Source organism: Streptomyces sp. NPDC101227, from assembly GCF_044767545.1.
GTDB lineage: Bacteria > Actinomycetota > Actinomycetes > Streptomycetales > Streptomycetaceae > Streptomyces.
This window is the reverse complement of sequence record NZ_JBIWOD010000016.1, coordinates 177992-197764: the sequence shown is the minus strand read 5'-3', so window position 1 is coordinate 197764 and position 19773 is coordinate 177992. Positions and strand designations below refer to the sequence as shown.

General features: G+C 72.9%; 20 protein-coding genes. 8 read left to right on the top strand and 12 right to left on the bottom strand.

Going from position 1 to position 19773, the window contains the following annotated elements; translation table 11 throughout:
- Positions 1-91: 91 nt before the first annotated feature.
- Genes ACIRPT_RS31145 through ACIRPT_RS31130 form a run of 4 tightly spaced genes read right to left on the bottom strand, consistent with a single transcriptional unit; the run spans position 92 to position 4356 of the window.
- Positions 92-1366 (bottom strand): amidohydrolase family protein, encoded by a 1275-nt coding sequence (locus ACIRPT_RS31145; protein ID WP_403833115.1) that lies wholly within the window; start codon positions 1364-1366, stop codon positions 92-94.
- Positions 1363-2664, bottom strand: a complete 1302-nt coding sequence (locus tag ACIRPT_RS31140) for an amidohydrolase family protein (protein ID WP_403833113.1) — start codon at positions 2662-2664, stop codon at positions 1363-1365. The genes ACIRPT_RS31145 and ACIRPT_RS31140 overlap by 4 nt, the downstream gene beginning before the upstream one ends.
- 10 nt (positions 2665-2674) lie before the next feature.
- Complete coding sequence (locus ACIRPT_RS31135; RefSeq protein ID WP_403833111.1) at positions 2675-3559, bottom strand: SDR family NAD(P)-dependent oxidoreductase; 885 nt, start codon at positions 3557-3559, stop codon at positions 2675-2677.
- The gene (locus tag ACIRPT_RS31130) at positions 3559-4356 is read right to left on the bottom strand and encodes an acetoacetate decarboxylase family protein (RefSeq protein ID WP_403833108.1); all 798 of its coding nucleotides are present in this window, start codon (positions 4354-4356) and stop codon (positions 3559-3561) included. Before ACIRPT_RS31130 ends, ACIRPT_RS31135 begins: the two co-directional genes overlap by 1 nt.
- 158 nt (positions 4357-4514) lie before the next feature.
- On the opposite strand from ACIRPT_RS31130, the gene ACIRPT_RS31125 reads away from it, so the two are divergent.
- The 7 genes from ACIRPT_RS31125 to ACIRPT_RS31095 all read left to right on the top strand — a co-directional run bounded on the left by ACIRPT_RS31125 (position 4515) and on the right by ACIRPT_RS31095 (position 13110).
- Positions 4515-5189 (top strand): TetR/AcrR family transcriptional regulator, encoded by a 675-nt coding sequence (locus tag ACIRPT_RS31125; protein ID WP_403833106.1) that lies wholly within the window; start codon positions 4515-4517, stop codon positions 5187-5189.
- Between the two features lie 115 nt (positions 5190-5304).
- On the top strand, positions 5305-8040 hold the full coding sequence (locus ACIRPT_RS31120) for an MXAN_6230/SCO0854 family RING domain-containing protein (protein ID WP_403833104.1): 2736 nt from the start codon (positions 5305-5307) through the stop codon (positions 8038-8040).
- A gap of 2 nt (positions 8041-8042) precedes the next feature.
- Complete coding sequence (locus ACIRPT_RS31115) at positions 8043-9122, top strand: DEDDh family exonuclease (RefSeq protein WP_403833102.1); 1080 nt, start codon at positions 8043-8045, stop codon at positions 9120-9122.
- A 143-nt stretch (positions 9123-9265) separates the two neighbouring features.
- The gene (locus ACIRPT_RS31110) at positions 9266-9499 is read left to right on the top strand and encodes a hypothetical protein (protein WP_403507418.1); all 234 of its coding nucleotides are present in this window, start codon (positions 9266-9268) and stop codon (positions 9497-9499) included.
- Between the two features lie 112 nt (positions 9500-9611).
- Positions 9612-10517: an SURF1 family protein gene (locus ACIRPT_RS31105; protein WP_403833099.1), complete on the top strand. Its 906-nt coding sequence runs from the start codon at positions 9612-9614 to the stop codon at positions 10515-10517.
- Between the two features lie 29 nt (positions 10518-10546).
- Positions 10547-12349 carry a glycoside hydrolase family 15 protein gene (locus ACIRPT_RS31100; RefSeq protein ID WP_403833097.1) on the top strand — a complete coding sequence of 601 codons (1803 nt, stop codon included), beginning with the start codon at positions 10547-10549 and terminating at the stop codon, positions 12347-12349.
- A 5-nt stretch (positions 12350-12354) separates the two neighbouring features.
- Complete coding sequence (locus ACIRPT_RS31095; protein WP_403833095.1) at positions 12355-13110, top strand: SDR family oxidoreductase; 756 nt, start codon at positions 12355-12357, stop codon at positions 13108-13110.
- A gap of 39 nt (positions 13111-13149) precedes the next feature.
- On the opposite strand, the gene amaP is transcribed toward ACIRPT_RS31095, so the two are convergent.
- Genes amaP through ACIRPT_RS31070 form a run of 5 tightly spaced genes read right to left on the bottom strand, consistent with a single transcriptional unit; the run spans position 13150 to position 15544 of the window.
- Positions 13150-13755 carry an alkaline shock response membrane anchor protein AmaP gene (gene amaP, locus ACIRPT_RS31090; RefSeq protein ID WP_403833093.1) on the bottom strand — a complete coding sequence of 202 codons (606 nt, stop codon included), beginning with the start codon at positions 13753-13755 and terminating at the stop codon, positions 13150-13152.
- A gap of 7 nt (positions 13756-13762) precedes the next feature.
- Positions 13763-14440, bottom strand: coding sequence for a DUF6286 domain-containing protein (locus ACIRPT_RS31085; RefSeq protein ID WP_403833090.1), 678 nt, complete (start codon positions 14438-14440; stop codon positions 13763-13765).
- Complete coding sequence (locus ACIRPT_RS31080) at positions 14437-14826, bottom strand: hypothetical protein (RefSeq protein WP_403833088.1); 390 nt, start codon at positions 14824-14826, stop codon at positions 14437-14439. Before ACIRPT_RS31080 ends, ACIRPT_RS31085 begins: the two co-directional genes overlap by 4 nt.
- A 6-nt stretch (positions 14827-14832) precedes the next feature.
- Entirely contained in the window at positions 14833-15030 is a 198-nt protein-coding gene (locus ACIRPT_RS31075; protein WP_403507404.1) for a hypothetical protein, read from the bottom strand.
- Between the two features lie 55 nt (positions 15031-15085).
- The gene (locus tag ACIRPT_RS31070; RefSeq protein ID WP_403833084.1) at positions 15086-15544 is read right to left on the bottom strand and encodes an Asp23/Gls24 family envelope stress response protein; all 459 of its coding nucleotides are present in this window, start codon (positions 15542-15544) and stop codon (positions 15086-15088) included.
- 273 nt (positions 15545-15817) lie between these two features.
- Here ACIRPT_RS31070 and ACIRPT_RS31065 point away from each other — a divergent pair, with 273 nt between their 5' ends.
- Entirely contained in the window at positions 15818-16531 is a 714-nt protein-coding gene (locus ACIRPT_RS31065) for a hypothetical protein (protein ID WP_403833179.1), read from the top strand.
- A 70-nt stretch (positions 16532-16601) separates the two neighbouring features.
- Here the strand turns inward: ACIRPT_RS31065 and ACIRPT_RS31060 are convergent, their stop codons facing one another.
- The 3 genes from ACIRPT_RS31060 to abc-f all read right to left on the bottom strand — a co-directional run bounded on the left by ACIRPT_RS31060 (position 16602) and on the right by abc-f (position 19673).
- Positions 16602-17381 (bottom strand): enoyl-CoA hydratase/isomerase family protein, encoded by a 780-nt coding sequence (locus tag ACIRPT_RS31060; RefSeq protein ID WP_403833082.1) that lies wholly within the window; start codon positions 17379-17381, stop codon positions 16602-16604.
- Between the two features lie 116 nt (positions 17382-17497).
- Positions 17498-17719 (bottom strand): helix-turn-helix domain-containing protein, encoded by a 222-nt coding sequence (locus tag ACIRPT_RS31055; RefSeq protein WP_030366669.1) that lies wholly within the window; start codon positions 17717-17719, stop codon positions 17498-17500.
- A 355-nt stretch (positions 17720-18074) separates the two neighbouring features.
- Complete coding sequence (gene abc-f / locus ACIRPT_RS31050) at positions 18075-19673, bottom strand: ribosomal protection-like ABC-F family protein (RefSeq protein ID WP_403507396.1); 1599 nt, start codon at positions 19671-19673, stop codon at positions 18075-18077.
- Between the last annotated feature and the right edge of the window lie 100 nt (positions 19674-19773).

Below are 19773 nucleotides of genomic sequence, written 5' to 3'. Positions count from 1 at the left end.
CGCTAGGGGTTGTTACCGAGAAGTATGTAAGACGGGTCGTCAGCTGGCGGGTCCCGGCTCACACGGGATTACCGTCGGTAGCCTGCCGGTCTCACCACACCCGCACCGACCCGCCCGGGGCGAACGCCGGGCTCGTCGCGTCCGGTGGGATCTTCTCGAGCGGCTCCGCGATCTCCGCGACCCGCGGGCCGACGCGGGCGGCCAGCGGGGCGAGACGGGCGAGGTCGAAGCCGTAGACGCGGGCGGCGTTGCCGGCGAGCATGGCGGCGATCTCGTCCGTGGGCAGGCCCGCGTAGGCCAGGCGCAGGGCCTCGCGGGAGTAGGGCGGGGTGCCCTCGTCGTGGGGGTAGTCGCTGCCCCACATGATCTTGTCGACGCCGATGCGGTGGCGGAGCGGGACCTCGTGGGGGCGCATGAAGCTGGCGCCCACGTAGCAGTTCTCGCGCCAGATGGCGGCCGGGGCCCGGCCCATGGTCTCGGCGAGGCCGGCGCCGAACTTGGCCTCGGCGGTGGCCGCCTTGGTCGAGGCCGCCACCAGGCGGTCGTGGTAGTAGTCCAGCATGTCCAGGACGCCGGGGATCCAGCCGGAGCCCTGTTCGGTGAGGACGAGCTTGAGGCCCGGGTGGCGGCGGAAGGCGCCGCCGAAGATGAGGTGCCACAGGGCGCGGTGCGAGAACCAGGTGGTCTCGACCATGAAGACGGCGCGGGCGGCGGGTTCGTCGCCCAGTGGCGGGGAGGCCGAGCCGCCGTGGTGGTTGACCGGGACGCCCAGCTCGGCGCAGGCCGCCCAGAGGGGGTCGTAGGCCTCGGAGTGGAGTTCGGGCAGGCCGGAGCCGGGCGGGGTGCCGGGGAGCATGATGCCGCCGGTCAGGCCCGCCTCCTTGGTGCGGTGGACTTCCCGTACGGCCTCGTCGACGTCGTTGAGGAGGATCTGGGCGACGCCCGCCCGGCGGCCGGGGGCGTCGGCGCAGAAGTCGGCGAGCCAGCGGTTGTGGGCGCGCAGGCCCGCCCAGCGCTGTCGGAATTCCTCGTCGGTGGGGGCCGGGGCCATCAGGGAGGCGGAGGGGAAGAAGGGCGGGATGGTGTTGGGGAAGATGACCTCGGCGACGATGCCGTCGGCCTCGTGCTCGGCCAGCCGCCGGGCGGAGTTCCAGTTGCGGTCGGCGGTGTCGGCGAGCAGGTCCTCGTGCGGGTTGACGTAGCTCGCGGCCCAGGCGTCGAAGGCGTCGTGGTACCGGGACTCCAGGTACGGCTTGTAGTCGAGCAGGTCGGCGCCGGCGTGGCAGTCGGCGGAGATGACGGTGTAGCGGTCCTCGGTCGTGATGTCGTCGGTCGCGATGTCCGCTGTCGTGATGTCCTCGGTCATGAGTCCGCCCCCAATACCGGGAAGTCGTGGTCGGTCAGCCAGTGGCGGCCCACTTCGCGGGAGCGGGCCCAGGAGGATTCGATCGCCAACTGGTCGGCGGGCTGGCCGAGTTCGGCGGGTGTGGGGCCGATACGGCGGGCCAGCGGGGCCAGCTTTGCGGTGTCGAAGCCGAAGGCCTCGGCGGCGGACAGCCCCAGCATGCGGCGGGTCTCGGCGACCGGGATGTCGTGGAAGGTCTTCTTCAGCCAGGCGCGGGTGTCGGGCCAGGTGCCCTCGGGGTGCGGGAAGTCGCTGCCCCACAGGATGTTGTCGACGCCGATCTCGTAGCGCTGGGCCAGTTCTCGGCGTTTGGTGTTGGTGGCGCAGACGAAGACCTGGCGGTCCAGGTACTCGTGCGGGGGGCGCTTGAGGGCGGCGAAGGGCGAGAGTTTCTTGCCGCCGTGGGCGCCCAGGTAGAGGCGGTCCATGAACCACAGCAGGTTGGGCAGCCACCAGCAGCCGGATTCGGCGATGCCGAACTTCAGGCCGGGGTGGCGTTCGAAGACGCCGGACCACAGCAGGAACCAGAGGGGGCGGGCCGGCCACCAGGTGACCTCGGAGACGTAGATGCCGAGGTGGTCGCCGTACTCGTGGCGGGGCGCGGCCCCGGAGTGGGTGAGGACCGGCATCGCGCAGTCGGCGGCCGCGGCCCAGACCGGGTCGTAACGGCGGTCGTGGTAGGGCGCGTTGCCGACCCACATGGACGGGATCATCAGCGCGCCGAGGCCGGACTCCTTGGCGCGGTGGATCTCGGCGACGACCTTGTCCGGGTCGGCCGTGATGGGCAGCAGGGCGACGCCGCAGTGCCGTTCGGGGTGTTCGGAGACGAAGTCGGCGAGCCAGCGGTTGTGCGCCTGGGCGCCCGCCATGCCGAGGTCGGGGTCGTGGTCGCCGGAGAGGCCCAGGCCCACACCGAAGGGGGCGGCGGTGCCGCTGTCGACGGCGTCCGCGTCCGGGAAGACGACCTCCGCCGCCACGCCGTCGCCGTCGAGTTCCTTCAGGCGCTGCGCGGTGTCCCAGCCGCCGCGCAGGCCTTCGGCGTTGTCGGCGAACCATTTGGCGGCGAACGCGTCGTTGCGGACGCCGAGGCGGGTGGCCTCGGCGCGCCGGGCGTCGCGCTCGCCGAGGAAATCGTCGAAGGCGCGGTGGAAGCGGGCATCGAGGTAGGGCCGGTACTCCTCGGTGGGCAGCCCGGCATGGCAGTCGGAGGAGATGATCAGGTACGGGGCCTCCTGGCCCCGGTGGTCGCGTTCCGTCATCGACGGCTCCCTAGTCCAGGATGAAGCTCTCGAGATACGAGGGGGCGGCGCGGTCGAGCATCGACCGCGACCTGGCGCGGATCTGGGCGTCGGTGTGCTCGCTGGGCGGCAGCATCCAGAAGCGGCCGGCCCGGATGCCGTCCACGACCTGCTCGGCGACGTCCTCGACCGGGGTGAAGGTGATCTCCCGGCCGGCGTCCCGCATCGCCGCCTCCCACTGGGCCAGGCTGCGGTACGGCGTACGGCGCGGCCGGGACTTGGCGTACCGCTCGGGCCGGTTGCGGTGCGACTCCCACAGGCCGGTACGGAGCATGTGCGGACCGGGGAAGAGCACCGAGGCGCCGATGGGGACGCCCTCCGCCCTGAGGTGGGCGTAGAGCGATTCGGTCATGGTCACCACGGCCGCCTTGGTGACGGCGTAGACGGAGGCGGTGGGCAGTGGCGCGACGCCGCCGTCCGTCGAGGAGGTGTTGACGACATGGCCGCCCTCGCCCGCCGCCACCATCCGCGGCAGAAAGCACTGCACGCCGTGGAAGACGCCCCAGACGTTGACGGCGAACGCCCATTTCCAGTCGTTGGGCTCGTGTTCCCACATCCGGCCCTCGGCGCCGGAGCCCACGCCCGCGTTGTTGCACAGCACATGGACCGCGCCGAAGGTGTCGTACGCGGCGTCGGCGAGGGCGGCGACCTCCTCCCGTACGCCGACGTCCACGGTGCGCGCCAGGACCTCGGCGCCGTCCGCGATCAGCTCGTCGGCGGCGGCGCGCAGCGGCTCCTCCTCCACGTCCGCGAGGACGACCCGCAGGCCCTCCGCGGCGAAGCGGCGCGCCATGGCCAGGCCGATGCCGCCGGCGGCGCCGGTGACGACCGCGACCTGCCCCGCCCGCAGCCGCATCAGACGCTCCCCTCGGGCGGCCCGTCGAGGATCTGCTGCGGGTCGTCGTAGCGCTGGTGGATGTACGGGAGCAGGGCCTGGGCGCTGACCCGCTCGGCGACCCGGCCCGCCTGGTCGCTGGTCTTCTCGCCGAGGGTGATCTCCACGAGGGTGCGGACGGGCAGGTCCGCGACGGGGTCGTACATCGACTCGCGCAGGACCACGTCCCCGGTGATCCGCTCCAGCTTGCGGACCTTCTCGTTGCGTACGCAGTGCACCAGTACGGGGTCGATGTCGAAGCCCGAACCGTCCACGGCGGGCAGGAACTTGAAGTAGAAGTCCGTCTTCCGCGCCGGTTCGGGGACCGGGAGCGGGGCGCTGACCGCGCCGCGGACCTCGACGAAGGCGATGCCGTGCCGGGCGAGCGCGGCGCGGACGACCGGGCCGTCGCGCTCGACGGTGACCTCACCCAGCTTCTTGGGCTCGCCGAAGACCTCGCGGCCGCCGATCAGGGCCCGCTCGTGGGTCATCGGCATGACGAGCGGATACCAGCCCTCGACGCCGTGGTGCGCGGCCGCGACCGCGACCGAGCCCGCGCCCAGGGGGTAGCCGGGAAGGTCGACGGCGGAGATGGTGACCCGGACCAGGGGGCGGCCGGTGGGCTTGAGAGGTGGCGGCAGAACCGCCGCGACCGCGTCCGGGTCGCTCTCCCAGACGGCCACCACGCCGGTGGACCAGATGTCGGGGAGCTTCGAGCTCGCGGTGCGTGCCGCGGCGATCTCCGTCCCGGTGCGCGCTCCGTAGCGTATGCGTGCCATGTCGTACCGCCCTTCGTCGATGGTGACTCGCGGGGGTCGTGACGTGCGGGGGTCATGCCAGGCGCCTGTGACGCTTTCGCCTGTAACACTGTTACACCGAGCGGGGCGAAGGGTAAAGAGCCTTGTGCGCCAGGGAGTTGTGGGGGTAGGTGAAGGTCATGACACGTACCGCGCTGACCAGCGAAGAGGTTCTGACGACGGCCGCCCGGCTGGTGCGGGCGCACGGCCCCGGGGCGCTGACCATGCGCCGGCTCGCCACGGAGCTGGGCACCGCCGTCACCTCCATCTACTGGCACGTCGGCAACCGCGAATCGCTGCTGGACGCCCTGGTGGAGCGCACCGTCCGGGAGATGGGCGACATCCGGCCCGCCGGGCACACCCCGCACGCCCGGATCGTCTCGGTGGCCCGCGCGCTGCGTACGGCGCTGCGCGAGCGCCCGCATCTGATCGCAATGGTGCACGAACGCGGCCTGACGGAGCGGATGTTCCTGCCCGCGCAGCAGGCCCTGGTCCACGAGGCACACGCCGCCGGGCTGCGCGGAGCGCTCGCGGCCGAGGCGGTACGGGCGGTGCAGTTCCAGGTCGTCGGCTTCGTGCTGATCGAGCGCAACCGGGAGCGGTCACCGCAGCAGCACCCCAGCGAGGGCGAGCTGTGGGACTCCCCCACGGCCGAGCACGATCCCGCGCTGGCCCGCGCGCTGGCCGGACCGGCCGACGCCGAACGGCTCTTCCTGGTCTCACTGAATGCGCTGGTGGCGTCGCTGCTGGCGCCGGGGGACGCGGGGCGGGCGGACCCGGAAAACGGCTGGCCCTCGCGATCACCCGCGTCCTAGACTCGCGGTCGCGGGGGCGGCTCCGCGGCGTGCTTCCTTCTTCATTATTTCAAATGACTCCAGCGCGCCCACTCTCCGCCCCCGCTTCGCTTTGCTCACCGGGGGGTTCGTCCGCATGTCCACGCTGCAGTCCGTGCTGATCCGCCGCGCCGGCATCGTCCATCTGCGCCGGGCGCCCACACCTCGCGCCGACCCGCGCGCCGAGGACGGGCTGCGCCTGCTGGAGTCGGATCTGCTGGACCGCGGACACGCCCTCACCGGCCCGCTGCGCGCCGCCCTCGCGGCCCTGGGGCGCGAGGGGCTGACCGCTGCCGGCACGGCCCTGCTGGCCGCCGTCGACGCCGGGCTGGGCGCCGACCGCACCCACCGCCCCCTCTTCCGCGGCTTCCCCCACCAGGTCCCCACCAACACCCACACCCTCTACGTCGACCGCGTCTTCGCGGTGCTCCTCCAGGAGCCGGCGCAGCCGTGTGTGCTGTGCGGCACGGTCGGCAGCGTCCATCCGGTCGCGCCCTGCGCCCACTTGGTGTGCCGCGCCTGCTGGGACGGCGCCAACTACGACGGCTGCCCGATCTGCCACCGCCGTATCAACGCCGCGGACCCCTTCCTCAAGCCGCACACTCCGGGGACCACCCGCCAGGGCCGGAGCGTCGCCGGGCCGCTGCGCCTCCTCACCCTGGGCACCGACCCGAAGACGGATGCCACCGCGGAACTGGCCGTACTGCTGGCCCGCCGCACTCCGCTCTCCCCGCAGGACCGTACGGACGTCAGGGTGCTCCTGGAGCACGCGCCCGCCCATCTGGAGTGGCTGCCGGACGACATCCCCCTGCGCGAGACCAAGGCCCTGGTGCTGGCCACCCTGCTGCGCGCCGAGCGGACCGCCGAGCGGATCCGGCCGCGACTGCCCGGCATGCTGACCACCGCGACCGATGTGCTGCGCCTGCTGGTCGTCTGGTCGGGCGGCGAGGCCGACCTCACCGAGCCGCCACGGCTGCGCACCCTGCCGCGGCCGCTGCGCCGCCGGCTCCTCGCCGTACTGGACGCACTGGCGCCGCACGCCGTCGCCGAGGACCTGCTGCGGCATCCGCGGCTGTGGCGGCGGGCCGCCGAGATCCTGCATCCGTACGAGCGCCACACGCACCATCCGCGGGCCGCGGTCGCCTTCGCGGTGCTGCGCGGTACGCCGCTGTCCGGCCCGCTGGGCGAGGCGCTGCGCCGCAGCGCCGAAGAGCTGCCGCACTTCACGGTGGCGGGCGACCGGATCCGGCTGTCCACCTGGGGCGAGCGGGTCGAACGGGCCCTGTCGGAGGGGGATCTGCCGCGCGCGGTGGCCGCGCTGGCCGCGCGTCCCGGCGAACTGGTGCGCCGGCTGGACCATGTGCTGCGGCTGCACAAGGAGCCGGAGCCGCTGCCCGAGCTGGTCGCGGCGCTGCGCCGGGGGCTGCCCACGGTGGGCCCCGGCCCGCTGCTGAGCGCCCTGGGCCGGCTGCGGGGCCGTCATCTGCCGGACGCCCGGCGGCGGTTGTTCTTCCCACGCGGCCGTGTCACCCACGCCGTCCCGGAGGCGCACCCCCTGCCGCCGCTGGCGGCGGCCCTCACCCGCCCCGTCGCCGCGCTCCTGGAGGAGGAGGCGCTGCGCCGCCTCGCCGCCGGGCCCCGCTACGACCTCGCGGTCCTGGACCCCGCGCTGGCCGACCTGGCCCTGCCCGCCAACGAACGCGGCAGCTCCGCGACCCTGGTGGACGTCCCGCGCGGCACCACCCTGCGGGTACCCGGCGCTCTCGTGCTGCGGCTGTTCCTGCACTGGATGCAGCCGCCCGGGACACGGGTCGACCTCGACCTGTCGGTGGCGTTCTTCGACGCCGACTGGCAACTGACCGACCTGTGCGACTACACCGCGCTGCGCGCCGAGTCCGCGGGCGCGGTGCACTCCGGAGACCTGACCTCGGCCCCGGGGCCGCACGGCGCGACCGAGTACGTCGACCTCGATCTGACGGCACCGTCGGCCGGGCGGGCGCGCTACGCCGTGGTCATCGTCTTCAGTTACAACGACATCCCGTTCGACGACCTGCCCGACGCGTTCGCCGGATTCATGGAGCTGCCCGCCGACGCCCGGCCCGGCGCCGCCTACGACCCGCGCTCCGTCCGTCAGCGCTTCGACCTGACCGGTGACTCCCGTGTCTGCGTCCCGATGCTGGTCGACCTCCAGAACGGCAGCGCGCTGTGGACCGACGTCCATCTGCCGCCGTCCGGGGGCTACCACAACGTGGACATGCACGCCGGGCCGCTCGGGGTCCTGGGCCGTCACCTCATCGAGCGGTACACCGCCCCCGGCCGGGTCACTCTGTGGGATCTCTCGGTGTGGCACGCCGCGGCCCGCACCGACGAGGTCGCGGTGCTGCACCGCGCGGCCCACGCCGCCCCGGACACCGACCGCAAGGAACCGGACAACGTACGCGAGCCGGACGGGACCGACGAGGTGTGGACGTACCGGCGGTCGGTGCACGAGTCCGACGCCTCGTTCGCGGCGCGGATCCGTACCGGCGCGGCGCCGGACGCCCGTACCCCCACGCAGGACGCGGACGCCCTGGCGGCCGAAACCGCCTCCGGACGGCGGGTACTGCTCGCCCTGGTGGACGGCACGGTCGCGCCCGACGAGGCGACCGGGACGCTCTACCGGCTCTATCCGGGGCCCGCTGACGGTGTCTCGGGGCTGCGCCGGACCGCCGCGGGTGACCTCGTCGCCGCGCTGGAAACGGGCGTGGGGACCGGCGGGGGGAAGGCGCCGGATGCACCCGTTCCGGACGACGGCGGTGCGGTGGCTGTCAGTGGCGGCCCGTATCCTCAGTGACCATGCTCGAAGACCGCATGGCAGCAGCTCACTCGATCGCGCCGAAGACCGCGCCGAAGATCGGGCAGCAGCCGGGCCCTCAGACGCCGCCGGCTGCCTGGCCGGACGGGTATCCCCAGGGGTACGCGGTGGTCGACGTGGAGACCACCGGCCTGGCCCGCGACGACCGGATCATCTCCGCCGCGGTGTATCAACTCGACGCGCAGGGCGAGGTCCAGGATCACTGGTACACCCTCGTCAATCCGCAGCGGGACCCGGGCCCGGTCTGGATCCACGGCCTCACCAGTGACGTGCTGGCCGACGCGCCGCTCTTCCCGGACATCGTCCCGGAGCTGTCCCGGCGCCTCGCGGACCGCGTGCTGGTCGCGCACAACGCCATGTTCGACTGGTCGATGATCGCCCGGGAGTACGCCCGCGCCGGGGCGGCCGCCCCGGTGCGCCGGCGGCTGTGCACCATCGCGCTCTCCAAGGAGCTGCGGCTGCCGCTGCCCAACCACAAGCTGGAGTCCCTCGCGGCCCATTACGGCGTCGTTCAGGAACGGGCCCACCACGCCCTGGACGACGCCCGGGTGCTGGCCGAGGCGTTCCGGCCCAGCCTGCACCTGGCCGCGCGGGAGAAGCTGCGGCTGCCGCTGCTGACCTGCCAGCCGCTGACGGAGTGGTCGGACTCTCCCCCGCGAGCGGGAGGTACCCCCACCGCGTCCCGGCAGCAGTCCTCCGCGGGGTCCTACCGCCCGACCTCCTGGCGGCCGTCCCGCAAGCGCCCCGCGTGCCCGTACCCCAACCCGGGGCGGTTCGTGGCGGGCGGCCGGCTCGTCCAGGGGATGCGGGTGGCGTTCTCCGGGGACACCTCCGTCGACCGCGAGCTGCTGGAGGACCGGGCGACCGAGGCCGGGCTGCATGTCGCCACGAGCATGTCCCGGCTGACCAGCCTGCTGGTGACCAACGACCCCGACGCGCAGACCTCCAAGACCGCCAAGGCCGCCCAGTTCGGCACGGTCGTGGTCGACGAAGCGGCCTTCATGCAGCTGCTGCAGAACGTCCAGGAGGCAGACCGGGAAGGTGGCGGGAAGAAGGCGTAACGGCCATAACGGGTGGAATGCGTAAAGCGGGTGTAACGGTCATAACCGTCGCCCTCCCGGTTTAGGGCCTGTCCGGGTGAAGCCCGGCCAACACACCCGTCGGCGCCTCGCCCCGTACCGGCGCCGCCCGCACCCTGTGGCGCATGGCACGTTGTGAGGTCTGCGGAAACGAATACGGCATGACGTTCGAGGTGCACGCGCAGGGCGCGGTGCACGTCTTCGACTGCTTCTCCTGCGCCATTCACCGCATGGCGCCGATCTGCGAGCACTGCCGGTGCCAGATCATCGGCCAGGGCGTCGAGGTCGAGGGGCACTGGTACTGCGGCGCCCACTGCGCCCGCTCGGAGGGGAGGGTGGGCATCGTCGACAGAGTCTGAGCCCGGCCCCGCTCGCGGCCCGCGTTCCCGGCCGCCGCACCACCGCGCGGCTCGTGGTCCCCGGCAGGCCCCCCTGGCCGGGGGCCGCCGCGCGCCAGGTACGGTCGTTGCCGTGTACCGCTTCCTGTTGTCCCGGCAGTGGGTGATCCTCACCCTCCTGGGTCTCGTGCTGATCCCCGTCATGATCAAGCTGGGCTACTGGCAGCTGCACCGCCATGAGCACAAGGTGGCGCAGAACGCGCTGATCGCCGGCAACCTGGCCGCCAGGCCGGTCCCGGTCACCGAGCTGACCGCCCCCGGGCGGACGGTCCCGCACCACGAGATGTGGCGCCGGGTCAGTGCCACCGGCACCTACGACACCGCGCACGAGGTCGTGGTCCGCCAGCGCACCGCCGCCGACGAGCAGAGCATCGGCTACTACGTCCTGACCCCCCTCCAACTCGACGGCGGCAAGGACGTCCTGGTCAACCGCGGCTGGATCTCGGCCGGCAACGACCTCACCCGCTTCCCCGACGTCCCGGCCGCGCCCCGCGGCAAGGTCACCGTCACCGGCCGGATCATGGCCGACGAGACCACGGCGGCAAGCGGCATCAAGAACACCAAGGGACTGCCGCCCCGCCAGGTCATGCTGATCAACAGCGCGGAGATGGCCAAGCGGCTGCCGCGGCCGGTGCTCGGCGGCTACATCGAGCAGACCGCGCCCGATCCGGCCGGTGGCAAGCCCGAGCTGGTGCCCGAGCCGGACCACGACAGCATCGGCCCGCACATGGCCTACGCCGTCCAGTGGTGGCTGTTCGCGGCGGCCGTCCCGGTCGGCTGGATCATCCTCGTACGCCGCGAGCGCCGCGACCGTGCGGAGGCGGCGGCGAAGGCGGCCCAGGAAGCCGAGCAGGCCAAGGAAGCCGAGGAAGCCGAGGAAGCGGCGAAGGCTCCCGGGGAGCCGGACGAGCACGGCGAACCGGAGAGCCCCGGCCGGGAGAACGAGCCGGTAGCCCGGACAGCCGCCATCACCGAGTAGCGAAGGCGCCGGGCGGGAAGGCGCCTGGAGTGCACTCACATCAGCCACACATCGAGGACTATGCGCTCATCGGCGATCTGCAGACCGCCGCTCTCGTCGGCCGCGACGGCTCCATCGACTGGCTGTGCCTGCCGCGGTTCGACTCCGGCGCCTGCTTCGCCGCCCTCCTCGGCGGCAAGGACAACGGCCACTGGGGCCTGGCCCCCACCGCCCCCGGTGCCCGCGCCGAGCGCTCCTACCGCGGCGACTCGCTCGTCCTGGACACCGTCTGGGAGACCCCCGAAGGCGCCGTACGCGTCACCGACTTCATGCCGCAGCGCGACCGCGCGCCCGACGTCGTACGGATCATCGAGGGCCTCCGCGGCAGCGTCGCGATGCGCAGCTCGCTGCGGCTGCGCTTCGACTACGGGCGGGTGGTCCCCTGGGTGCGGGCTTCCGAGGGCAGCCGGGTCGCGATCGCCGGACCGGATTCGGTGTGGCTGCGCACCCCCGGCCAAGGCGCCACCTACGGCAAGGACTTCAGCACCCGCACCGACGTCACCGTCGCCGCCGGCGAACGCGCCGCCTTCGTACTGACCTGGCACCCCTCCCATGAGCCCCGCCCCGTCCAGATCGACCCGTTCGAGGCGCTCGGGACCACCCTCGAGGACTGGCACGCGTGGTCCGCGCGCTGCCGCTACAACGGCCCGCACCGCGACGCCGTGATGCGCTCCCTGATCACCCTCAAGGCCCTCACCTACGCGCCCACCGGCGGCATCGTCGCCGCCCCCACCACCTCGCTCCCCGAGGAGCTGGGCGGCGTGCGCAACTGGGACTACCGCTACTGCTGGCTGCGCGACGCCAGCCTCACCCTGGACTCCCTGATCTCCGCCGGATATCTGGACGAGGCCAACGCCTGGCGGGACTGGCTGCTGCGCGCGGTGGCCGGCGCCCCCGACGACCTGCAGATCATGTACGGCCTGGCGGGCGAGCGGCGGCTCCCGGAGGCCGAGATCCCCTGGCTGAGCGGATACGCCGGATCGACTCCCGTACGGATCGGCAACGCCGCCGTCCAGCAGCGTCAGCTCGATGTCTACGGCGAGGTCCTGGACTCCTTCCACATCGGCCGCGAGGCGGGGATAGAGACCGAGGCGCACGCCTGGAGCATCCAGCGCGCCCTGGTGGACTACCTCGAGTCCACCTGGCGCGACCCGGACGAGGGGCTGTGGGAGATCCGCGGGCCGCGCCGGCACTTCGTCCACTCCAAGGTCATGGCCTGGGTCGCCGCGGACCGCGCCGTACGGGCGCTGGAGACCTATCCGAAGCTCGGCGGGGACCTCGACCGCTGGCGGGCGATGCGCGAAGACGTCCACCGCGAGGTCTGCGAACGGGGCTACGACGCGGAGCGCGGCACCTTCACCCAGTACTACGGTTCCGCCGAACTCGACGCCGCGACGCTGCTGATCCCCCGCGTCGGCTTCCTCCCCGGCGACGACCCGCGGGTCATCGGGACCGTCGACGCCGTACGCCGGGAGCTCTCGCACGACGGTCTGGTACGGCGTTACAGCACCGCCGGCGGCGGCAATGTCGACGGACTGCCCGGCGGCGAGGGCACCTTCCTGGTCTGCTCGTTCTGGCTCGCCGACGCCCTCGAACTGACCGGCCGCAGCAAGGAGGCACACGCCCTGTTCGAGCGGCTGCTGGCGCTGCGCAACGACACGGGGCTGCTCTCCGAGGAGTACGACCCGGCGGCCCGGCGCCAGCTCGGCAACTTCCCGCAGGCCTTCAGCCATCTCGGCCTGGTGGGGACCGCGTTCGGGCTGTTCGGGTTGGCGCCCGCGGAGGCAGACTAGGGGCCATGGATCTTGGACTTACCGACCGGACATTCATCGTCACCGGAGCCACCCGCGGCCTCGGCTTCGCCACCGCCCGCGAGCTGGTCGCTGACGGCGCCAACGTGGTGATCACCGGCCGCACCGAGGAGAGCGCCCTCGCGGCGGCCGCCTCCCTGGGCGAGCGGGCCCTGGGCGCCGCCGCCGACAACGCCGACGCCGACGCCCCCGCCCGCCTGGTGGCCGCCGCCCGCGAGCGCTTCGGCCGCCTGGACGGCGTCATGATCAGCGTCGGCGGGCCGGCCCCGGGCACGGCCGCCGACAACACCGACGAACAGTGGCAGTCCGCCTTCGAGTCGGTCTTCCTGGGCGCGGTACGCCTCGCCCGCACCGCCGCCGCCGAACTCGAGGAAGGCGGCGTCATCGGCTTCGTCCTGTCCGGCTCCGTGTACGAGCCGATCGGCGGCCTGACCATCTCCAACGGCCTGCGCCCCGGCCTCGCCGGCTTCGCCAAGTCCCTCGCCAACGAGCTCGGCCCGCGCGGCATCCGCGTCGTCGGCGTGCTGCCCGGCCGCATCGCCACCGACCGGATGACCCAGCTCGACGCCCTCTCCGGCGACCCCGAGGGCTCGCGCGCCCGCAACGCCGCGTCGATCCCGCTCGGCCGCTACGGCACCCCCGCTGAGTTCGGCCGCGCCGCGGCGTTCCTGCTCTCGCCGGCGGCGTCGTATGTCACCGGGGTGATGGTGCCGGTGGACGGCGGGGCGCGGCACGGGTTCTGACCCGCGACGGGGGTGCGGCGCGGGGCGGGGAGCACCCGGTCAGCTGACCCGCTCCGCCCGGTGCCGCACCGCCCGCAGCCGCACCTTCGCCGGCAGCCGTTCCAGCCCCGCCGAGCCGCGGGCGTGCGCCACCGCCTCGTGCGCGAAGCGCAGCACGACCGTGCCGGGGTCGGCGTGCGGGGCGAGCGACAGGACGGCGCGCACCCGCGGTTGCGTACGGCCTCCGGTCAGCAGCGCGGCGGCCCCCTCCACGCCCTCCAGCGCCTCGGTCTCGGCCACCAGCACGCCCTCCAGCGCCGGGCCGCGCAGCACGGCGCCCTCGCCGTCCCCGCTGTCGACGAGGATCTCCCCCAGCCGGTGCCGGCGGAGCTGGGCCACCAGCCACCACAGCAGGAGCAGGACGAGCACGGCCAGGACGGCGATGACGGCGGGCCACCACCAGCCCTGGTCCGTCCACCGGGTGCGGTCCTCCCGGGACAGCAGCACCTCACCGGGGCGCGTCCAGGGCCAGCCGGCGGGCAGCCCGAGGTGCCATTCGGCGGGCAGGCCGAGCCCGCCCATCAACACCGCCGCGCCGGTCCCCAGCAGCACCGCACCGGCCAGGCCCAGCAGCACCCGGTTGGTGCCCGTGCGTACCCTGCGCATCGTTTGCTCACCCCTTCTTCGGGTTCCTCGGGCGCCGTACATCGACGGTCAGATGCAGACCATGGGCCAGCCCCAGCTGTTCGAGGCCGTCGCCGAGCGCCGTGTCGAGGTCGCCGCGGACCTCGTCCAGCTCCCGGAAGTGCGCGAAGGCCCGCGCCTTGGCCCGGCGGCGGCCGACCGTCATCCGTACGGACTGCACCCCGGCGACCTCCATGGCGCGGTCGCGCAGCACCAGGGCGGCGGCCGACCGGTCCAGGCAGGCCCGGATGCCGGGGGCGGTGCGGCGCATCGGCAGCACCTTGCGCAGGCCGGGCGTGAGGGCCAGCACGATCAGCCAGATCCCGATCAGCATTGCGGCCACCGCGGCGCCCAGTAGCCAGGGGCTGTCCAGGTGACGGGTGGCCAGCTGACGGGCGAGCCAGCTACGCCAGGCCATGGCGGGGCGGCCGGCCCGCACCGCGGCCACGTCGTACAGCAGCAGGCCCAGGGCGCCGAGCAGCACCAGGGCGACCAGCGCGGCCGGTACCCGCCGGGCCGACCAGGGGCGCCGGGAGCGGCCGTCGTCGCCGTGGTGGGTATATGCCGCGGCCGATGCGGACTGCCGCAGTCCGTCCCCGCCGCCCGGCCGTTTCTCGAGCGTGGGCAGCCGTCCGGTCTCCGGCGGCTGCGCGTCGTCGTCGCTCATCGCACCCTTTCCCGGGCCCCGCCGTCCAGCAGCGGGGAGTGCAGACGCTCCACCTCCACCGCGACCTCCGGCACCTCCATGTTCGCCAACGCCCTTACCCGTTCGGCGACTTGACGACGCACCACACCGCACTGCGCGCCGATGTCGGAGGGATAGCCCAGCTCGACGGCGACCCTCACCCGGGCCTCGCCGAAGTGCCGCCGGGTGTCGCGCCGGCGGACGGCGACCGTCGCATGGGCGTCGGTGGGATCGGTGGGAGCCGTCTCACGCAGCGCCTCACGCGCCGCCTGTGCGGCGATCTTCGCCACCACCCGGTCCGCGATGATGGTCGCGCCCCGCTCCGCCGCCGGTACGGCAGAGTCCGCGGCGGCCGGAACCGTCGCCACCCGGGCTCACCGCCGCCGGCTGTCGCGGTCGCCGGTCCGCGCATGGAAGAAATCGCCGGGCTCCAGATCCCCGTCCAGGAATTTGCCCGCCACGAACCCGATGGCGCCCAGCGCCGCCACCAGGACGAACGCTCCGAACCCGCCGAAGTATCCGGCGAAGCCCAGCGCCATGCCGGTCAGAAGGCCGACCACGGCCATGCTCATCGTGCGCTCCTTCGCGCTCACTCCGGTCGGGTCCCGCTACCGCGGCCGGACCCCGTCACTGAATCCGCGGTTCCGATTGTTCCTCTTCGTCCTCCTCGTCGGGCAGCTTGACATCGCTCACCGCGATATTGACCTCGACGACTTCCAGGCTCGTCATCCGTTCGACGGCGGAGATGACGTTTTCCCGGACGGTGCGGGCGACATCGGCGATGGCGACGCCGTAGTCGACCACGATCTCCAGGTCCAGCGCGGCCTGCACCTCGCCGACCTCGGCCTTCACCCCGCGCGTCGCGGAGGACTTGCCGCCGCCGGGCACCCGCTCCCGCACGGCCCCCAGCGTTCGCGCGAAGCCGCTGCCCATGGCGTGGACGCCCACGACATCGCGGGCCGCCAGCCCGGCGATCTTCTCCACGACGCCGTCGGCGATGGTGGTGCGCCCTCGGGATGCGGGGTCACCGCCGCCCCGCTGGAGCGGCGATTTCGCACCGCCCGACATCTGCTGGCTCTCGCTCATCGCCGTTCGTCCCTTTCGGAGGTGTCGTCAGAGGGGGCGGGGGAATCGGGAGGATCTTGGGGAATCCGGGAGATCAGGGGGGTCGAGGGAACCGGACGGAAGGCCGGGCGGACATTACCGTCCGCTCCGATTTACACATTAGGTCCATTTTTTGCGGTATGGCCCGATATACGGCAGCGGAGTGCTCCATACGGCCGCGTGCGCCGACCACCGGGCCCGCCGGGCCGGACTGCGGCAGGCTGGGGACATCGTCCTGGAGAAGGGGTGAGCGGGGTGACCGTGAACCAGTTGGCGCCGGCCGTACGACAGCAGCTCGGCATCGGCCGGGTACTGCCCCTGGGCGGGCCCGCGGACGGCTCATGGATCACCGAGCAGGCGGCCACCGCGGCGCTGCGAAGGACCGTGGGCGCACCGGCCGGCGCACGGCTCGGCGCCCTGCGGCTGACGGTCGCGGAGCCCGGTACCGCGCCGGAACCGGCCGTTCCGTCGCCCTCGAGCGCGCTGCCGCCGGGCCCGCTGCGCATCATGGCGGACTTCGCCGCGCCCGGTGACCGCCCCCTCCCCGAGACCGCCGACCGACTGCGCGCGGCCCTGCTGGAGGCATCGGACCGGGAGCTGGGCCTGGTGGTGGGCCCGGTGGACCTGCGGGTCAGCGGGCTTCTGGACCCGGCCGGGACGCCCCCGCCACCCGCGCCCCCGGAGGGCCCCGCCCCGCCGGACGCCCCCAGGGAAACCCCGCAGGACTCGCCGGAGGGGCTCGCCGCCGTCGTCCTGGGCGTCCCGGGCGTCGCCCGCCTCGCCCCCGCGCTCGGCGGCCTCGCCCGCCCCGTCCGGCTCAGCGAGGGTCATGCCCTCATCCAGCTGGCGACCGCGCCCGGTCATCGCGCGCTGGACGTCGCACGGGCCGTACGGGCCGCCGTGGCGGCCGCGACACCCGCCCCGGAGACGGTCGCCGTGCTGGTCACGGCCGTCGGCGACCACGCATGAGCGCCCGGCCGGGGGACGGCCGAAGACGTCCGCGCGGCCGGGCGCCGGCATGCCGTACCGCTGCCGGGGGCTACTCCCCCAGCCCGGCGAGATCGCGCAGCCGGCGCGCCTGGGCCGCCCGCTCCGCGGTGCGCTGCTCCTCGTACGTACGGCCCGCGGCGCCGGCCAGCAGGGCCTTGGTCTCGATGACGGCGTCCCGCGGCGCGGCGACGAGCGCGGCCGCCAGGTCGGCCACCGCACCGTCGAGTTCGCCGGTGGGCACCACCAGGTTGGCCAGGCCCACCCGCTCGGCCTCGGCGGCGTGCACAAAGCGGCCGGTGGCGCAGATCTCCAGCGCGCGGGCGTAACCCACCAGCCCGACCAGGGGATGCGTACCGGTCAGGTCCGGCACCAGGCCCAGACTGGTCTCCCGCATCGCGAACTGCACGTCCTCGGCGACGACCCGCAGATCGCAGGCGAGGGCGAGCTGGAAGCCCGCGCCGATCGCGTGCCCCTGTACGGCGGCGATCGACACCAGATCCGTGCGCCGCCACCAGGTGAACGCCTCCTGGTACTCGGCAATCGTGGCGTCCAGTTCACTGTCCGCACCGCGCGCCAGATCGATGAACGACGGCTCGCCGTCGAAACCCTCCGGAGTGAACGCCTGCCGGTCGAGACCCGCGGAGAAGGACTTGCCCTCACCGCGCAGCACCACGATCCGTACGTTTCCCGGCAGCAGCGAACCCGCCTCGGCCAGCGCCCGCCACATGGCCGGCGACTGCGCATTGCGCTTGGCCTCATTGGCGAGGGTCACCGTGGCGATGGTGTCGTCCACGGTGAGCCGCACACCGTCTTTGTCGAGCAGAGTCATGGAGCGCCTCCGGGTCAGCCGACCGCACCTTCGTGCGTAAGTGACTGAACGGTAACCTCCCGGCCGACAGTTCGGCCGACCGGGGGGAGAACCGTTACTACCCGGAGTCGCGGGCGTCAGGCCGAAGCGGCCTTCTTGCCCCTGGTGGCTCCGCCTCGACCGCGCAGGATCACACCGGATTCGCTGAGCATCCGGTGCACGAATCCATAGGAGCGACCGGTTTCCTCGGCCAGCGCCCGGATACTCGCTCCGGAGTCGTACTTCTTCTTCAGGTCTGCCGCGAGCTTCTCGCGCGCGGCGCCGGTTACCCGGCTGCCCTTCTTCAGAGTCTCGGCCACCCGTGCCTCCTCGTGGGAAGTGCGCTCTGGACTCTCATGATCACCCCTCCCCGGCTTCCTGGCCACCCATTCCGCAAGGTCGGTACGACATGAATTGCCGCCGGATGCGTCGCCGACCCGCCCGGAATTACGCATTCCGCCCGTCCGGCGGGCCGCCCGCTCGCCGAATTCGCCGAAAAGCGGCAGGTCAGGGGCGCTGCCGGAAGATACGGCCGAAAAGGTGACGGCCGGGCCCGCCTGGGCCCGGCCGTGCCGTGCAGACTCGCCGATGTACGAGCCGTTCTCACACAGATGATGGATCACGCCTAGGCCGAATGATCCAGACCGCATGATCCATACGGCCGTCTCGCTACGGTCAGGCCAGCGCGACCAGGTCCGCGTAGTCCTGGCCCCACAGGTCCTCGACGCCGTCGGGCAGCAGGATGATCCGCTCCGGTTCGAGGGCGTCCACCGCGCCCTCGTCGTGCGTCACCAGGACCACCGCGCCGGTGAAGGTGTGCAGCGCGCCGAGGATCTCCTCGCGGCTGGCGGGGTCGAGGTTGTTGGTGGGCTCGTCGAGGAGCAGGACATTGGCCGAGGAGACGACCAGCGTGGCCAGGGCGAGGCGGGTCTTCTCGCCGCCGGAGAGGACGCCGGCGGGCTTGTCGACGTCGTCGCCGGAGAAGAGGAAGGAGCCCAGCGTCTTGCGGATCGCGACCAGGTCCATGTCCGGGGCGGCCGAGCGCATGTTCTCCAGGACCGTACGGTCCGGGTCCAGCGTCTCGTGCTCCTGGGCGTAGTAGCCCAGCTTGAGGCCGTGGCCGGGGCGGACCTCGCCGGTGTCCGGCTGCTCGACGCCGGCCAGCAGCCGCAGCAGCGTGGTCTTGCCGGCGCCGTTGAGGCCCAGGATCACGACCCGGGAGCCCTTGTCGATCGCCAGGTCGACGTCGGTGAAGATCTCCAGGGAGCCGTAGGACTTGGACAGGCCCTCGGCCGTCAGCGGCGTCTTGCCGCACGGCGCCGGGTCCGGGAAGCGCAGCTTGGCGACCTTGTCGGAGGCGCGCACCGCCTCCAGGCCGGCGAGCAGCTTGTCGGCGCGCTTGGCCATGTTCTGCGCGGCGACGGTCTTGGTGGCCTTCGCGCGCATCTTGTCGGCCTGGGAGTTGAGCGCCGCGGCCTTCTTCTCGGCGTTCGCCCGCTCGCGCTTGCGGCGCTTCTCGTCGGCCTCGCGCTGCTGCTGGTAGAGCTTCCAGCCCATGTTGTAGATGTCGATGCCCGCTCGGTTGGCGTCGAGGTAGAACACCTTGTTCACGACGGTCTCGACCAGGTCGACATCGTGCGAGATCACGATGAAGCCGCCGCGGTAGGTCTTGAGGTAATCGCGCAGCCAGACGATGGAGTCGGCGTCGAGGTGGTTGGTCGGCTCGTCGAGGAGCAGGACGTCGGAGTCCGAGAAGAGGATCCGGGCCAGCTCGACGCGGCGGCGCTGACCGCCGGAGAGCGTATGCAGGGGCTGGCCGAGGATGCGGTCGGGCAGGCCGAGGCTGGCGGCGATGGTCGCGGCCTCCGCCTCGGCGGCGTACCCGCCCTTGGTCAGGAACTCGGTCTCCAGGCGCTCGTACTTCTTCATCGCCTTGTCGCGGGTGGCGCCCTTGCCGTTGGCCATCCGGTCCTCGTTCTCGCGCATCTTGCGCAGCACGGAGTCCAGATCGCGGGCGGACAGGATGCGGTCGCGGGCGAGCACGTCCATGTCACCGGTGCGCGGGTCCTGCGGCAGATAGCCGACCTGGCCGGAGCGGGTGACCGTGCCGGCGGCGGGGATGCCCTCGCCGGCCAGCACCTTGGTGAGGGTGGTCTTGCCGGCGCCGTTGCGGCCGACCAGGCCGATGCGGTCGCCCTTGGCGATACGGAAGGAAGCGGACTCGATGAGGATTCGGGCGCCGGCACGCAGCTCAAGGCCGGAGGCGGTGATCACGGAAAAAACTCCAGGGCAGGAAGACGGCGGGTTGGACGGACGGTCCGAGAGCGGTCAGCGCCGTCTAATGAACCCAAAGGAGAACTGCCATACAGGCAGT

What these genes read in the sequence shown, in the direction of transcription:
- ACIRPT_RS31085 (WP_403833090.1), bottom strand. Translation starts at nt 14,440, where the DNA reads ATGAGCGACGACGACGCGCAGCCGCCGGAGACCGGACGGCTGCCCACG.
- ACIRPT_RS31140 (WP_403833113.1), bottom strand. Translation starts at nt 2,664, where the DNA reads ATGACGGAACGCGACCACCGGGGCCAGGAGGCCCCGTACCTGATCATC.
- ACIRPT_RS31060 (WP_403833082.1), bottom strand. Translation starts at nt 17,381, where the DNA reads ATGACTCTGCTCGACAAAGACGGTGTGCGGCTCACCGTGGACGACACC.
- ACIRPT_RS31110 (WP_403507418.1), top strand. Translation starts at nt 9,266, where the DNA reads ATGGCACGTTGTGAGGTCTGCGGAAACGAATACGGCATGACGTTCGAG.
- ACIRPT_RS31075 (WP_403507404.1), bottom strand. Translation starts at nt 15,030, where the DNA reads ATGAGCATGGCCGTGGTCGGCCTTCTGACCGGCATGGCGCTGGGCTTC.
- ACIRPT_RS31135 (WP_403833111.1), bottom strand. Translation starts at nt 3,559, where the DNA reads ATGCGGCTGCGGGCGGGGCAGGTCGCGGTCGTCACCGGCGCCGCCGGC.
- amaP (WP_403833093.1), bottom strand. Translation starts at nt 13,755, where the DNA reads ATGCGCAGGGTACGCACGGGCACCAACCGGGTGCTGCTGGGCCTGGCC.
- ACIRPT_RS31130 (WP_403833108.1), bottom strand. Translation starts at nt 4,356, where the DNA reads ATGGCACGCATACGCTACGGAGCGCGCACCGGGACGGAGATCGCCGCG.
- ACIRPT_RS31125 (WP_403833106.1), top strand. Translation starts at nt 4,515, where the DNA reads ATGACACGTACCGCGCTGACCAGCGAAGAGGTTCTGACGACGGCCGCC.
- ACIRPT_RS31120 (WP_403833104.1), top strand. Translation starts at nt 5,305, where the DNA reads ATGTCCACGCTGCAGTCCGTGCTGATCCGCCGCGCCGGCATCGTCCAT.
- ACIRPT_RS31145 (WP_403833115.1), bottom strand. Translation starts at nt 1,366, where the DNA reads ATGACCGAGGACATCACGACAGCGGACATCGCGACCGACGACATCACG.
- ACIRPT_RS31115 (WP_403833102.1), top strand. Translation starts at nt 8,043, where the DNA reads ATGCTCGAAGACCGCATGGCAGCAGCTCACTCGATCGCGCCGAAGACC.
- ACIRPT_RS31070 (WP_403833084.1), bottom strand. Translation starts at nt 15,544, where the DNA reads ATGAGCGAGAGCCAGCAGATGTCGGGCGGTGCGAAATCGCCGCTCCAG.
- ACIRPT_RS31095 (WP_403833095.1), top strand. Translation starts at nt 12,355, where the DNA reads ATGGATCTTGGACTTACCGACCGGACATTCATCGTCACCGGAGCCACC.